Below are 13886 nucleotides of genomic sequence, written 5' to 3' on the forward strand. Positions count from 1 at the left end.
CGATGAGTTCCCAGGAGGTGACGACCATGGCCACGACCTTCGCCAAGGCCGCCGAGTCCGCGGAGTCCGTGGAGTACGCGGCCCGGCTGGAGCACGTCTCGAAGTCCTTCGCGGGGCCGGGCGGGCAGCAGCTCGTCCTGGACGACATCACTCTCGATGTCGCTCCCGGCGAGTTCGTCACCCTTCTGGGGGCTTCGGGCTGCGGCAAGTCCACTTTGCTCAACCTGGTGGCCGGGCTCGACGAGCCCACCGCCGGCTCCATCACGACGGACGGCCGTCCGGCGCTGATGTTCCAGGAACACGCGCTCTTCCCGTGGCTGACCGCGGGCAAGAACATCGAACTCGCCCTGAAACTGCGGGGGGTCGCCAAGCCCGAGCGGCGCGGCAAGGCGGAGGAGCTCCTCGAGCTGGTCCGGCTGAAGGGCGCGTACGGAAAGCGTGTCCACGAGCTTTCCGGCGGTATGCGGCAGCGCGTGGCGATGGCCCGCGCGCTGGCGCAGGAGAGCAACATCCTGCTGATGGACGAGCCGTTCGCGGCGCTCGACGCCATCACGCGGGACGTGCTGCACGACGAACTGACCCGGATCTGGGAGGAGACGGGACTGTCCGTCCTCTTCGTCACGCACAACGTGCGGGAGGCGGTGCGGCTCGCGCAGCGGGTCGTCCTGCTGTCCTCCCGGCCCGGCCGGGTGGCGCGTGAGTGGACGGTCGACATCCCGCAGCCGCGCCGGATCGAGGACGCCCCGGTGGCGGAACTGTCCATCGAGATCACCGAAGTCCTGCGTGGGGAGATCCGCCGTCATGGCCAGCACTGAGACGAGGACGACGGTGACGAAGGCGGTTTCCACCGAGCTTGCCGGGGTGGAGGCGGGGCTCGACGCGCTGGACGTCGTGGCGCCCACCGGACGTACGCCCTTTCGGCGGACCTTCATCGACAAGATCCTGCCGCCGATCCTGGCGACCGTGCTGCTGCTGATCGTCTGGCAGATCACGTACAAGGTCGTCGACGACCCGACCAAGCTGGTCTCGCCCGTGGACGTCTGGCGGACGCTCCAGGACGCCTGGCTCGAGGGGAAGCTGCTCGGTTACATCTGGACCAGCGTCTCGCGCGGTCTGCTGGGTTTCCTCTTCGCGCTGGCGATCGGCACCCCGCTGGGTCTGCTGGTGGCACGCGTGAAGTTCGTGCGGGCGGCGATCGGTCCGATCCTGTCCGGTCTCCAGTCGCTGCCGTCGGTGGCCTGGGTGCCGCCGGCCGTGCTGTGGCTGGGCCTGAACAACTCGATGATGTACGCGGTGATCCTGCTCGGCGCCGTGCCGTCCATCGCCAACGGTCTGGTGTCCGGCGTCGACCAGGTGCCGCCGCTGTTCCTGCGCGCGGGCCGCACGATGGGCGCGACGGGGCTGAAGGGAACCGTGTACATCACGTTGCCGGCCGCCCTGCCGGGTTACGTGGCGGGCCTCAAGCAGGGCTGGGCGTTCTCGTGGCGTTCCCTGATGGCCGCGGAGATCATCGCGTCCTTCCCCGACCTCGGCGTCGGTCTCGGCCAGCTGCTGGAGAACGGGCGCAACGCCAGTGACATGTCGATGGTGTTCGAGGCCATCCTGCTCATCCTGTTCGTCGGCATCGCCATCGACCTGCTGATCTTCAGTCCGCTGGAGCGGTGGGTGCTGCGCAGCCGTGGTCTGCTGGTGAAGAGCTGATTCACATGTACAGGAAACCGGTTCCTCCCGTTCTCGTGGTGATCGCCCACGGCAGTCGTGACCCGCGGCACGCCGCGACCGTGCACGCCCTGGTGCGGCGCGTGCGGTCGCTGCGTCCCGGCCTGCGTGTAGAAACCGGTTTCCTGGACTTCAACATCCCCTCCGTCCATGGGGTGCTGGAGTCGCTGGCGGCGGAGGGCGTCCGTGACGTCGTCGCGCTGCCGCTGCTGCTGACCCGGGCCTTCCACGCGAAGGCCGACATCCCGGCGGTCCTGCGGGACGCGCCGGCCCGGCTGCGGATCAGGCAGGCCGAGGTGCTCGGCCCGTCGCCGCTGCTGCTCTCCGTCCTCGAACGACGGCTGTACGAGGCCGGCCTGGCGCCCGCCGACAAGTCCTCGACCGGGGTCGTACTGGCCTCGGCGGGGTCCACCGACCCGGAGGCGATCGCAGTGATCGCGGACATCGCGCGGGAGTGGCGGCGCACCGGTTGGTGTGCCGTGCGGCCTGCGTTCGCCTCCGCCGGCTCTCCCTCGGGGTTCCCGCGCACCGAGGACGCGGTCGGCGAGCTGCGGGCGCTGGGGTGCTCGCGGGTCGCCGTCGCCCCGTACGTCCTGGCCCCCGGTTTCCTGCCGGACCGCATCGCGCGGGGCGCGGCCGCGGCGGACGTCCTGGCCGGCGTGCTGGGTCCGGCGCCGGAGGTGGCACGGGTGTTGCTGCAACGCTACGACGCGGCGCGCACCCCGGCGCTGGCGGCTGTCGGGGCCTGACCGAGGACGGGCCTGCTCGCGCGGCGAGGGGCCCTGCTTCCGTCTCCGCTTCGGGCGGGTCTTCTTTGCGGTACGGGTTTCTGTCTGCTGTCTCGGCGTGGGCTCAAACCGCACCCGCAGCCGCACTCGCGCCCACACCTACACCCACACCCACAGCTGACCAGGTGGGGAGGGACCGTTCAGCGTTCCGCGTGGGTCGCGCCCTGGCGTGGGTCGCGGCCGCTCGACGCCAGGGCCCGGTCGAAGAGCGGGGCGTCCTCCGGCACCGGAACCGCCGCCGCGAAGCCGTCGTACCGGCGGTAGAGGTCACCGTGCCGTTCGACGACGTCGAGGACGAGCCGGGCCGCGCCGTCGGAGATGTGGAACTCCTGGTCGGTGGCGACCGCCACGTCCCAGCCGTGCACCGCCATCTCCTTGACGATCATGGAGGCGAGCTCGGCGGCCGGCATCGCGGCCATTCCCAGGTCGACCTCGCCCTCCCACACGGCCGGATCGGCCCAGGCCGCGACCGCGCGCTCCAGCTGGGCGGCGTACGCCTCGGCCCAGCGCGGATCGGCGGTGAAGTCGCGGGCGATCAGGTCCTCGGGGAGCTGCTTGCGCAGGGCGCGGTGCTCGAGGCCGTGGGAGGTGTAGAGGACCCAGTGGTCCACCAGGGTGCGGACGTCCCAGCCCGGGCAGTGCGTCGGGCCGCTCAACCGTGCCGCCGGGACACCGCGGGCGATGCGCGCGGCCTCGGCGGCGCATTCGGACATGTACTGGTGCGTCTCGTCGTCCTTCATGCGTCCCACGCTAGGCAGCGCGGTCCTCAGGACTCTTGAACAAACGCGACAGCGTCGGCGGCCCGGTCGTCGGCCAGCCGGATGAGCTCCGGCAGGGGCAGGGTTCCGGGGGCTCTCCGGTCCCGGGCGAACTGGTTGGCAAGCCGTTGCAGCAACTCGTTCAGCGGGGTCGGTACGCCGTGCAGACGGCCGAGGAGCACGATCTCGCCGTTGAGGTGGTCGGCCTCGATGGTGCCGGCGCCGCGGCTGAGGGACTGCCAGGAGGAGCCGCCGCCGCGCGGGGCGCCGTCGAGCGGGACGAGGGTGACCTTGCCGCCGCGCAGGGCCTGCTGTTCCTCGGTGCCCGCCCACACGATCCCGGCGGCGTGCAGCACGGCCTCGCCCTCGGCCCGCACCCTCGCGTACAGCGCCTCTGCCTCGGGGTCGGCCACCGGTCCGCTCACCGCTTCCAGGGCGTTTCCGAGGTTGGAGAGCAGCTTCGCGTACTGCCAGCGGGAGACGTCGGGTACGACCGGCGCCTCGAAGTACGCCTGTTCCAGGTCGGCGGCGATACCGCGGGCCGTGTCGTCGGTGCCGTGCGGGTAGCGGCCGAGGTGGAGGATGCCGGTGAGCGGGGCGCCGGCGGCGGAGACGAGACCCGGCTCGACATGAGTGGCGGGCAGCCAGACGCAGACGCCGTAGACGTGCCGGAAGCGGCGCAGCGCGAGGCGCGGGCTCTCCACCCCGTTCTGCGCGCAGACCAGGGGCAGCCGCTCGGCGGCCGTGCCGCCGCCCTCGACCGGCGCCGGGCCCCACACCTGGAGTGCCGCCTCGGTGTCCTGCGTCTTGACGGCCAGGAACAGGACGTCGTCGGCGCGCAGCGGGCCGAGCGCGTCCGGTCCGCCGACGACGGGGAGCCGGTACGTCAGCTCGCCCTGCGGAACTCTGAGCCGCAGTCCGCCCTCCGTGAGCGCCGCCCGGTGGGCGCCGCGTGCGACGAGCACGACCTCGTGCCCGGCCTGCGCCAGGCGTCCGCCGACGGTGCCGCCGATCGCCCCTGCCCCGATGATGATGTACCGCATGGGAGGAGCCTCGCACAGGCGTGTGTACGCGGCGTCGAGGACGGGCGAGGACCCGCTCCGGGTTGACCTCGTCCCTGGGGCAGGGCCGAGGGTCCGGGGCACGGACGACCTCTTCCCGCGGCAGACGCCGTACAGCGACCCGGGCGGCCTGGACGTCTCCGACCTGCCCCGCGATCCTCGCGAACTCATGCTCCTTGTCAGGAATCTGATGGTGCATCGGCTGGAGGGGGAACGGATCGGGTACGCGATTCCCGAGGAGCGGCTGCACCACGGCGCCGAATCCCGGTACGTGACCGCGCTCCTGCGGATCCTGCGGGCGCGCAGGGACGCCCCGCTCACCCGGCGGCGTTCCTCCGACGAGCGGTTCGTCGGGACGTGCCGGGACTTCTCACTGCTGCTGTGCTCTCTGCCGCGGGCGACCGGGACGCCGTCCCGGATCAGGGGCGGGTACGCGACCTGCTTCGTCGAGGGCTTGCACGACGATCACCGGGTCACCGAGTACCGCCTCGCGGACGGTACGTGGCGGCCGGCCGGCGCACAGGTGGCCGCAGCCTTCCACGACGTGCCCTTCGACCCGTCGGACGTGCCGCGGAACCGTTTCCCGGTCTCCGGGCAGGCGTGGCGGGCCTGCCGGGCGGGGACGGCGGACCCGGCGACGTTCGGGGTGTGGGTCGATCCCGTTCTCCGGGTCTGCCGCTCGTCCTCACCGGCGTGGTCCTGGACCTCGCCGCCCGTGACGGCACGAAAACGCTTCCCCGGGATGTCTGAGGGATGGCGAGGGCGTGGAAACACCGTCCGCCCACCGCGGACGAGCCGGCCCTCGTGAACGCCGCGGCCGCCGCGGGCACCGGCGAGGAGGCCCGTCGGCTCTACGCCGATCCGCGGCTCACGGTGCCTCGCGAGATCCTCTCGAGGGCGCCCTTCCTCGGCGCGCGTACGGTCACGCTCGCGTCATCTCCACCAGTTTGACGACGGTGTTCCAGTTCCGGGTGGTGGCGATGAGCCCCTTGTTCAGCCGCGGCTTGGACAGTTGCTCGGCGAGCTTGGACCGGCCGAGTCCGTCGGGGGCGTACAGGTACAGGACACGGTCGCCGAGGCGGAACTCCTCGGGCAGGTGGGCGGCCCGGTCGATCCCGGCGTAGCGCTCCTCGTCGACGCGGGTGGAGAAATACGTGGCGTGGAGTTGCTTGGCCTCCAGCTCCGCGGCCGGGAACGGGCAGGCGTCGGCAACCGCTTTCAGATACGTGTGGTCGCGGACGATCACACCCACGGCGAAGCCGAAGTGTTTCTCGATCGCCGCCGCGAGCTCGGCGGCGAGGCTCTCCTCGTCCCCGTGGGCGGAGGAGAAGACGGCCTGGCCGCTCTGGAGGTGGGTGCGGACGTCCCCGAGGCCGAGCCCCTCCAGCAGGGCGCGCAGTTCGGCCATCGGGACCTTCCTGCTGCCGCCCACGTTGATGCCGCGCAGGAGTGCCGCGTACGTCGTCGTCATCCGCTCACCTTAAGCGGCCGTCGTGCCCCGTGGGGGTGGGCACGACGGCCGCGGCCGGGGTGGAGCGTCGGGCGAAACTCTCGCCGATCGGCGGGATGCGGAGCAAGGTCTGCCGGACATCTCCACAGGCTCGTGACTTGTTCAACAAACTTTCGTAATCACCAGTGCGACCTTGACCCTCGAACCGCCCGTCGGACGCGCGCCACCGACTCCCACCGGCGGCCCGGCCGCCCGCCACCCGCGTCCACCAGCCGCTCACCGCCCCCGTCCACCGGCAGACCGGCCCCTCGACCGCCCCTCCCCCCCCGAGCCTGCCCACCGGCCCGCACCCTGATCGTCATCCCCTAGATCCCCGGATAGATGTAGGGGGCTCCTGTCCTCCCCAGCGGTGAGACGGCGGGGTCCGACGGGAGGAGTCGGGTGTCCGGCACCTCACCGGGCAGCACGACGAGATGGCTTTATCCGACCCATACCTTCGAATCGGAAGGTGGCGGCAGGGGGCCTCCACCGCATCACAAGAGGGCAGGCCCGTCATGGGGAACGGAGAAATACGGGTGCGGGGCATCGCCGCGCGGGCAGGCGGCTGGAGCGCCCGGCACCGATGGGCCGCCGTGGGCATCTGGGTGCTGTTCGTCGTCCTGGCCATGGGGATCGGCTCGGCGGCGGGCACGGTCGAGGTCAAGGAGAGCGACCAGCTCGGGGGCGAGACCCACACGGCCGCCCGCATCATCGAGGACGCCGGCATCGAGGAACCGGCCAGCGAGACGGTCCTCATCCAGTCGAAGGACGGCTCCGTCAAGGCCACGGACCCGGAGTTCAAGGCCGCCGTCGCCGCGGTCGTCTCGGCCGTGGACAAGACCGGCAAGGTCACCGACGTGACCTCGCCGTACGACTCGGACACGATCTCCGAGGACGGCCGCAGCGCGCTCGTGCAGTTCGACATGCGCGGCGACTCCGACACCGCGGGCGAGCGGGTCGAGCCGGTCCTCGACGCCGTCGAGGGCGTCCGCAAGGACCACTCCTCGGTGCGGATCGAGGAGATCGGCGGCGCCAGCATGATGAAGACGTTCGACGACGCGTTCGGCGACGACTTCCAGCAGGCCGAGTACTCCGCCGTGCCGGTGGCCCTGGGCATCCTGCTGATCGCGTTCGGCGCGCTGGTGGCGGCGCTGCTGCCGGTGGCGCTCGCCGTCACCGCGATCATGGCGACGATGGGCCTGATGAGCATCGTCAGCCACTTCCAGCCGATGGACGACACGGCGAGCTCCGTGATGCTCCTGGTCGGTCTGGCCGTCGGCGTCGACTACTGCCTGTTCTACCTCCGCCGGGAGCGCGAGGAGCGGGCCGCCGGACGTGATCCGGAAACCGCTCTCAGGATCGCCGCGGCGACCAGCGGCCGCGCCGTGATCGTCTCCGGTGTCACCGTGTGCGTGGCGATGGCGGGCATGCTGTTCACCGGGCTCGCGACGTTCGAGGCGATGGGCCTGGCCTCCCTGATGGTGGTCGCCGTCGCCATGGTCGGTTCGGTCACCGTGCTGCCCGCGCTGCTGTCGCTGCTCGGCCACCGGGTGGAGAAGGGCCGGATCCCGTTCCTGCACCCGGAAAAGCGCCGCAGGAACGGCAACGGCCGGCGGGCCGCCGAGGGCAGCCGGTTCTGGAGCGCGGTGCTCAAGGTCGTCCTCGCCAAGCCGGGTGTGTCGCTGGTCGTGGCGGCCGGCGCGCTGCTCGCGATCGCCGCCCCCGCCGTCGGCATGAAGACCCAGAACCTCACCCTGGACCAGGAGTTCGGCGACTCGCTGCCCATCGTGCAGACCTACAACCGGGTCAACGACGCCTTCCCGGGCGGCTCCGAACCGGCCGAGGTGATCGTCAAGGCGGACGACATCAACGCCGCCGAGGTGAAGACCGCGCTCGAGCAGTTCAAGGAGCGGGCGGTCAGCTCGGGCGCCTCCCGCGGCCCTGTGGAGATCAAGCTGCACGACGCGCAGAACATCGCGTACGTGTACGTCCCGCTGGTCGGCGGCTCCGACCTGGACAAGGCGGGCGAGAGCCTGGACAAGCTGCGCGACGAGGTGCGGCCCGCGACGCTCGGCAAGGTCGACGGCCTCCAGGCGCCGATCACCGGGCAGGTGGCCGGCTCCAAGGACTTCAACGACCAGCTGGCCGGAGCCGTCGCTCCCGTCTTCGCGTTCGTCGTGGTCTTCGCCTTCCTGCTGATGCTGCTGTCGTTCCGCTCGCTGACGGTCGCGATCACCTCGATCGTGCTCAACCTGCTGTCGGTCGGGGCCGCCTACGGCATCCTGGTCGCCGTCTTCCAGCACGGCTGGGGCGCGTCGCTGGTGGGCGCGGAGGGCGTCGGCGCCATCATCACCTGGCTGCCGCTGTTCCTCTTCGTGATCCTGTTCGGCCTGTCGATGGACTACCACGTGTTCGTCGTCTCGCGGATCCGTGAGGCGCGGATGCGGGGCCGTTCGACGAACGAGGCCATCGAGCACGGCGTGGTCACCACGGCCGGTGTCGTCACCAGCGCCGCGGTCATCATGGTCGCCGTGTTCGCGATCTTCGGAACGCTGTCCATGCAGTCCATGAAGCAGATGGGCGTGGGCCTGGCGGCCGCGGTGCTGATCGACGCGACGATCATCCGGGGTGTGCTGCTCCCGGCCGTGATGGCGCTGCTGGGCGAGCGCAACTGGTACCTGCCGAAGTGGCTGCACTGGCTGCCCGACCTCACGCACGACGAGTCGCCCGAGGCGATCGCGCCGGTGACGCGGGACGACGAGGGCGAGCCCCTGCGGGTCTGATGCCGCCCGCAGCACGCTGAAGCGGCATGAAGCGAGGGCCCGTTGACCTCCCGGGGGAGCCAACGGGCCCTCACACCTGTCTGGTTCGGGCGCGGACCTGCTCGATCACGCCGGGTCGGGCCGCGTCCGGTTCGGTCGCACCCGGTTCCGGCGCACCGCCCGAGTCACCCCCGGACGCGGACGCGGCTGTTCCGGAACGGACGTTCAGGGCCGTCCCCTCGTCAGCTCCGCCTCGATGAGGTCCGCCGCGCGGCGGGTGCCGCCCTCGTCCGCCATCTCGGCCTGGATCGCCTTGAGCCGACGGGCCACCTCCGGGTCGCCGACCAGCGAGAGGGCGGCTTCGCGCAGGGTCTCGGCCGTCGCCTCGGGCGTGGCGATCCGCCGGGCCACACCGAGCCCCTGGAGCATGTCCGCGTTGCCGAACTGGTCGACGGCCTGCGGTACGGCGATCATCGGCGTGGCCGTGGCCAGACCCTCCTGGCTGCCGCCCGCGCCGGCGTGCGTGACGAACAGGTCGGCCTGCCTCAGGACGGCCAACTGCGGTACCCAGGCACGCACGTCGACGTTGTCCGGTACGGCGCCCAGCGCGGCCGGGTCGACGTGCCTGCCGATCTGGAGCACGAGGTGCCAGCCCGGCAGGTCGCCGAAGGCCCGCACGCACTCCCGGTAGAAGTCCGGCCGGTCGGTGAAGGTCGAGCCCAGGGAGACGAGGACGACCTTCTCCGCCCGTCCGGGGCGTGTCCAGTCGCCCTCCGCGGCCCGGTCTCCCTGGCACGCGCCGACGAACGTGTACACGCTTTCGTCGACCCGGTCGGCGTGCGGCTGGAGCGCTCTGGGGATCAGCACGAGGGAGCGGGCCGGGCGGCCGGCGAAGGAGTCGGGATGCAGGGTGATCCCGTTCTCTTCGAGCCAGGCGTGGAACCGGGCGTAGTAAGCCTTTCCGCGCTCCGTTTCCCGCGGTTCCGCCCACATCGGTTCGGCGACCTCCTCCTCGTACCCCTCCCAGGCCACCAGGTTGGGCGAGAGGGAGATCGCCGGCACGCCCCAGCGGTGGGCGAGGACGCGGGCCGGGTAGGCGGTGATGTCGTGCAGCACCAGGTCCGGCTCGTCCCCGTCGTACGCCTCGATCAGCTGGGGCAGGGCCTGGATCGCGTCGGCCAGGAAGGGCTCGACGTTGTCGAGGAGGGTGCTCCCCCAGGCGGAGGGGTCGTCGTCGGGCCCGGGCAGCGTCGAGTGCCACGGCTTGACCTCGGCGCCGGCGTCGGCGACCTTCTCGGCGAAGGCGGGTGGAATCGCGTACGTCACCCGGTGACCGCGCGCGACGAGCTCGCGGATCACCTCGAGGCTCGGGTTCACGTGCCCGTGGGCGGCGATGGAGAACATGGCGACATGGGCGGGGCGACTGGTCATACCGTCGACCGTAGACGAGACGATACGTCTCGTGCAACCTGAATGACGCGGTCGGTCCACCCGCCCCACCACGCCCACCACGCCCACCACGCCCACCACCGCACGGTGGACCCGTCGACGCGTCGGGCAGGGTCGCGGGCCGGAGGGCGTGGCGTGACGGCGGCACGCGGGTGGCGTGGCGTGAGGCGGCGGAGGCTCGCGGGCCGCGGGGAGGGCCGTGGAGGTGGCGGCGGTCGCGGCCGTCCGTCACGGCACCCGGCCGCGTCGCTCCCGGGTCACCGGGGGATGACTCCGTCGTCCTCGAAGAACGCGCCGCTCGGGCCGCCGTCGGACAGCGTGGCGAGCCGGATCGCCGTGGCGGCGCCCTGCGCGCGAGTGCGCGGCCCGTGGAACCAGGTGAAATCGGCCGCGACCGGGCCGGCCCGCGCGCAGCCGCTCCGTCGCCCTCGCCGCACCGATCCGCACGGCCACGCGGCCGTGACGTTCCCCGGGCCGACGCCGGGGCGGGCGACGGCTCGCCGGGGACGCGGCCGATCAAGGTCGTGGACGGCCGTGCCGGCACTGCTGGTCAAGATCGCGGAGCGGGGTCCCGGCGCGCGGCCCACGGCCTCACGGCGCCCCTGGGCGGCTGATCACCGGCCCCGCCGGTTACTGGACCGGCCGTTCACCGCTGGTAGCGCGCCAGCACCAGGTTGCCGTCCTTCTCGAGCCGCTCGCGCAGTTCACCGAGGCCGATCGCCCCGCTGTAGTACTCCTGGAACGCGGGGGTGGCGACCTTGTCCTTCCACTCGGCGTAGCCCCGGACGGACTGGGCGGGCGCCGGGCGCAGATGCTCGGCGAGGGCGGTGCCGGTCGCCCAGCCGTCCTTCGCCGTGTGCAGGGCGGGGTCGGCGAGGGCCTGGGTGCCGGTCGGCAGCATCCAGTCGCCCAGCGCGAGGCGGACCATGTTCCTCGGCCGGAGCAGGAAGTCGATGAACGCGGCCGCCTCCCTCTTGTGCGGGCTGTCCTCGGCCACGGACAGCGTCTGCGGGCTGACCCCCTGGGCGAGTCCGTCGGCGCCCGCCGGCGCGGGCAGCACCTGCCAGTCGAACCCCTCGGGCGCCTGCTGCACGATCTGCTGGCGGTAGGAGAAGCCGAGCGGGACCATCGCGTACCGGCCGCCGAAGAACCCCGGCAGGGTGTCCGAGCCACCGCTGCCCAGAGTCGTCGGCGAGGCGCTGTGGTCGGCGCCGACCTGGTCGTGGATGGTGCGCGGTACGACCTCGTCGCCGGCCCCGAAGCGGACGGTGACCTTTCCGTCCGCTCCCCGGTGGAAGAGCTGTCCGCCCGCCGAGAGGGAGAGGTTGAGGGTGGCGGAGACGGGTTCCTTCAGCGGCCAGGCCACACCGTACGTGCCGTCGCCGCTGAGCTGCTCCGTGATCTGCCGGAACTCCGCCCAGCCCCAGGGGTGTTCGGGCGTCGGGATCCGTACGCCGGAGCGCTTCAGCCAGTGCGCGTCGGCGACGAGGACGCGCGGTTCCTGGAGGAACGGCACGCCGTAGACGCCGTCGCCGAAGGTCGTCGTCTCCCAGCTGCGCCGCGGGATGTCCGACACCAGGCGGGCGGGCAGCAGCCCGGTCAGGTCGGCGAGGTAGCCGCCGTAGGCGAAGTCGGCGAGGTCGTCGGAGGCGTCGTGGATGATGTCGGGGGCCTCGCCGCCCTCGAAGGACGTGAGCAGCTGGTCGTGGACGCTCGACCAACTCCCCTGCACGTACTCGACCTTGACGTGGGAGTGGGTCGCGTTCCACTCCTTCACCAGGTCCTTGTTGGCCCGGACGGACTCCTCCTGCCAGGCCAGGGACTGGAAACGGAGGGTGACGGGCCCCTCGTCGTCCCCGTCGCCGGCGGTGCAGCCCGAGAGGAGCAGCAGGACGGCCACGATCAGCGCTCCGGTCCGCATCAGCTCTTCACCGCCCCGGCGAGCATGCCGCCCGTGATCCGGCGCTGGACGATCGCGAAGACGACCAGCGAGGGGAGGGTGGCGAGGAAGGCGGCGGCGGCCAGGGGGCCGAGGTCGGCGACGCCCTCGGTGCCGATGAAGTGGGTCAGGACGACCGGCAGGGTCTGCTTCTGCGGGGTCTTCAGCAGCACCAGCGCGAAGAAGAACTCGTTCCAGGCCGTGATGAACGCGAACAGCCCCGTCGCCACGATGCCGGGAGCCAGCAGCGGAGCCGTCACCGAGACCAGGGTCCGCAGCCGCCCGGCGCCGTCGATCGCGGCCGCCTCCTCCAGCTCGACGGGGACGGCCCGGACGTATCCGACGAGCATCCACAGCGCGAAGGGCAGCGCCCACACCACGTACACCGTCACCAGCCCCGGCACGGAGTCGATCAGTCGCAGGTTCTTCAGGACCAGGAACAGCGGGATGATCACCAGCACGAACGGGAAGGCCTGGCTGACCACCACCCACGCGGACGCGGCCCGCGCGAGCCGGGTGCGCCGGCGGGCCATGACGTACGCCGTCGGGGTGGCGAGGGCCACGGCGATCACGGCGGCGCTCACCGCGGCCGTCAGGGAGTTGAACGCGGCGTGCAGCAGGGGCTGTTCGTCGAACGCCTGGCGGAAGTTGGCGAGGGTGGGGTGCCGCGGGATCCAGGTGGGATGCAGGCTGCCCAGTTCACGCGCGGGCTTGAAGGCGACGGAGAGCAGCCAGAAGAAGGGGAAGGCGAGGAAGACGAGGTAGCCGCACAGGGCCGTGTACTGGGCGGCCCGGCCGGCCCGGGCCGCGGGGCGGGTTCTCACGCGTCGTCGCCTCCCCTGATCCGGGCCACCAGGAACAGGGCCAGGAACACCGAGATCACCGCGACCATCACACAGCCCATCGCCGCCGCGTAGCCGAACTGGCCGTAGCGGAAGGCCTCTTCGTAGGCGAAGAGCATGGGGAGCCGGGTGCGGCCGCCGGGTCCGCCGTTGGTCAGCACGTAGACCAGGGCGAAGGAGTTGAAGTTCCAGATGAAGTTGAGGGCCGTGACGGCGAGGGCGATGGGCCGCAGGGCCGGCCAGGTGACCGTCCGGAAACGGCGCCAGGCGCCCGCGCCGTCCACCGCGGCCGCCTCGTGCAGTTCCCGCGGGGTGTTCTGGAGCCCGGCGAGCAGGGCGACCGTGGTCTGCGGCATGCCCGCCCACACGCCCACGACGATCACCGCGGGCAGGGCGGTCGCCAGTCCGCTGAGCCAGTCCCGCCCGTCGCCCGGTCCCAGGTCGCGCAGGGTCTCGTTGAGGATGCCGGCGTCCGGGTTGTAGACGAGCCGCCACATGACGCCGACGACGACCTCGGGCATCGCCCAGGGGATGATCGCGAGGGCGCGGGCCAGCCAGCGCAGCCGCAGGTCCTCGTTGAGGAGCAGGGCGAGGCCGAGGGCGAGCAGGAACTGCGGGACGGTCACCCCGACCGCCCAGAGCAGGCCGATCCGGAACGACTCCCAGAACAGCGTGTCGTGCAGCAGGTCCGAGAAGTTGAGGACGCCGATCCACCGGGTGGGCGTGGTGCGGCCCGACTGGGCGTCGGTGAACGCCAGCAGGATCCCGTACAGCAACGGGCCGACGCTCAGGGCCAGGACGGGGATCAGGGCGGGGAGGACGAGGAACCACGCGCCGTGGCCCGCGGCGCCGCGCGGCGGGCCGGTGCCGGAGGCGCTGCGCACGGTCGGTCTGCTCTCGGTCGCCGACGACACGGACCGGCCCCCCTTCCCGCGGCTCTGACGGGCTCCGCCATGGTCGTGAAGGTGCTGTACCCCGTCAAGGGACCTTGCGCACCGTCCGATCTGCGCTGATGCGACACTGGCCGTCGGATGGCCGGATCCCGACGCCGTCCGGCAGGATCGGGCGGCGCATCACAC

The 13886-nt window shown here is 71.9% G+C and carries 12 protein-coding genes and 1 pseudogene; 5 read left to right on the forward strand and 8 right to left on the reverse strand.

The window, feature by feature from the left end; genetic code table 11:
- The first annotated feature begins 2 nt into the window (after positions 1 to 2).
- From J2X68_RS22840 to J2X68_RS22850, 3 genes are read left to right on the forward strand one after another with little or no spacing between them, the layout of a single operon-like run.
- Entirely contained in the window at positions 3 to 815 is an 813-nt protein-coding gene (locus J2X68_RS22840; protein WP_310434396.1) for an ABC transporter ATP-binding protein, read from the forward strand.
- Positions 802 to 1701 carry an ABC transporter permease gene (locus tag J2X68_RS22845; protein WP_310434397.1) on the forward strand — a complete coding sequence of 300 codons (900 nt, stop codon included), beginning with the start codon at positions 802 to 804 and terminating at the stop codon, positions 1699 to 1701. Before J2X68_RS22840 ends, J2X68_RS22845 begins: the two co-directional genes overlap by 14 nt.
- Before the next feature lie 5 nt (positions 1702 to 1706).
- On the forward strand, positions 1707 to 2468 hold the full coding sequence (locus J2X68_RS22850) for a sirohydrochlorin chelatase (protein ID WP_310434398.1): 762 nt from the start codon (positions 1707 to 1709) through the stop codon (positions 2466 to 2468).
- 179 nt (positions 2469 to 2647) lie between these two features.
- On the opposite strand, the gene J2X68_RS22855 is transcribed toward J2X68_RS22850, so the two are convergent.
- Both J2X68_RS22855 and J2X68_RS22860 read right to left on the reverse strand, forming a co-directional pair.
- Positions 2648 to 3247: a TIGR03086 family metal-binding protein gene (locus tag J2X68_RS22855; RefSeq protein WP_310434399.1), complete on the reverse strand. Its 600-nt coding sequence runs from the start codon at positions 3245 to 3247 to the stop codon at positions 2648 to 2650.
- A 26-nt stretch (positions 3248 to 3273) separates the two neighbouring features.
- On the reverse strand, positions 3274 to 4308 hold the full coding sequence (locus J2X68_RS22860; RefSeq protein WP_310434400.1) for a 2-dehydropantoate 2-reductase N-terminal domain-containing protein: 1035 nt from the start codon (positions 4306 to 4308) through the stop codon (positions 3274 to 3276).
- On the opposite strand from J2X68_RS22860, the gene J2X68_RS22865 reads away from it, so the two are divergent.
- Positions 4307 to 5134: a transglutaminase domain-containing protein gene (locus tag J2X68_RS22865; RefSeq protein ID WP_310434401.1), complete on the forward strand. Its 828-nt coding sequence runs from the start codon at positions 4307 to 4309 to the stop codon at positions 5132 to 5134. The genes J2X68_RS22860 and J2X68_RS22865 overlap by 2 nt on opposite strands.
- 114 nt (positions 5135 to 5248) lie before the next feature.
- Here J2X68_RS22865 and J2X68_RS22870 read toward each other — a convergent pair whose 3' ends face one another.
- Positions 5249 to 5797 carry a DUF1697 domain-containing protein gene (locus J2X68_RS22870; RefSeq protein ID WP_310434402.1) on the reverse strand — a complete coding sequence of 183 codons (549 nt, stop codon included), beginning with the start codon at positions 5795 to 5797 and terminating at the stop codon, positions 5249 to 5251.
- 533 nt (positions 5798 to 6330) lie between these two features.
- On the opposite strand from J2X68_RS22870, the gene J2X68_RS22875 reads away from it, so the two are divergent.
- Positions 6331 to 8598 carry an MMPL family transporter gene (locus J2X68_RS22875; protein ID WP_310434403.1) on the forward strand — a complete coding sequence of 756 codons (2268 nt, stop codon included), beginning with the start codon at positions 6331 to 6333 and terminating at the stop codon, positions 8596 to 8598.
- A 204-nt stretch (positions 8599 to 8802) separates the two neighbouring features.
- Here the strand turns inward: J2X68_RS22875 and mgt are convergent.
- The 5 genes and pseudogenes from mgt to J2X68_RS22900 all read right to left on the reverse strand — a co-directional run bounded on the left by mgt (position 8803) and on the right by J2X68_RS22900 (position 13721).
- Positions 8803 to 10045, reverse strand: a pseudogene (gene mgt / locus J2X68_RS22880) (macrolide-inactivating glycosyltransferase).
- A 238-nt stretch (positions 10046 to 10283) separates the two neighbouring features.
- Positions 10284 to 10463 carry a hypothetical protein gene (locus J2X68_RS22885; protein WP_399040579.1) on the reverse strand — a complete coding sequence of 60 codons (180 nt, stop codon included), beginning with the start codon at positions 10461 to 10463 and terminating at the stop codon, positions 10284 to 10286.
- Between the two features lie 209 nt (positions 10464 to 10672).
- The gene (locus J2X68_RS22890) at positions 10673 to 11947 is read right to left on the reverse strand and encodes an extracellular solute-binding protein (RefSeq protein ID WP_310434404.1); all 1275 of its coding nucleotides are present in this window, start codon (positions 11945 to 11947) and stop codon (positions 10673 to 10675) included.
- Positions 11947 to 12789 carry a carbohydrate ABC transporter permease gene (locus tag J2X68_RS22895; protein WP_310434405.1) on the reverse strand — a complete coding sequence of 281 codons (843 nt, stop codon included), beginning with the start codon at positions 12787 to 12789 and terminating at the stop codon, positions 11947 to 11949. The genes J2X68_RS22890 and J2X68_RS22895 overlap by 1 nt, the downstream gene beginning before the upstream one ends.
- A complete protein-coding gene (locus tag J2X68_RS22900) occupies positions 12786 to 13721 on the reverse strand; it encodes a carbohydrate ABC transporter permease (protein WP_399040581.1) in 936 nt (311 codons plus the stop codon). Before J2X68_RS22900 ends, J2X68_RS22895 begins: the two co-directional genes overlap by 4 nt.
- Positions 13722 to 13886: the final 165 nt, after the last annotated feature.

This window comes from Streptomyces sp. 3330 (assembly GCF_031456635.1).
Taxonomy (GTDB): domain Bacteria; phylum Actinomycetota; class Actinomycetes; order Streptomycetales; family Streptomycetaceae; genus Streptomyces.

Coding starts and splice junctions, on each gene's coding strand:
- J2X68_RS22840 (WP_310434396.1), top strand. CDS start 3: ATGAGTTCCCAGGAGGTGACGACCATGGCCACGACCTTCGCCAAGGCC.
- J2X68_RS22875 (WP_310434403.1), top strand. CDS start 6,331: ATGGGGAACGGAGAAATACGGGTGCGGGGCATCGCCGCGCGGGCAGGC.
- J2X68_RS22860 (WP_310434400.1), bottom strand. CDS start 4,308: ATGCGGTACATCATCATCGGGGCAGGGGCGATCGGCGGCACCGTCGGC.
- J2X68_RS22890 (WP_310434404.1), bottom strand. CDS start 11,947: ATGCGGACCGGAGCGCTGATCGTGGCCGTCCTGCTGCTCCTCTCGGGC.
- J2X68_RS22865 (WP_310434401.1), top strand. CDS start 4,307: ATGGGAGGAGCCTCGCACAGGCGTGTGTACGCGGCGTCGAGGACGGGC.
- J2X68_RS22855 (WP_310434399.1), bottom strand. CDS start 3,247: ATGAAGGACGACGAGACGCACCAGTACATGTCCGAATGCGCCGCCGAG.
- J2X68_RS22845 (WP_310434397.1), top strand. CDS start 802: ATGGCCAGCACTGAGACGAGGACGACGGTGACGAAGGCGGTTTCCACC.
- J2X68_RS22850 (WP_310434398.1), top strand. CDS start 1,707: ATGTACAGGAAACCGGTTCCTCCCGTTCTCGTGGTGATCGCCCACGGC.
- J2X68_RS22870 (WP_310434402.1), bottom strand. CDS start 5,797: ATGACGACGACGTACGCGGCACTCCTGCGCGGCATCAACGTGGGCGGC.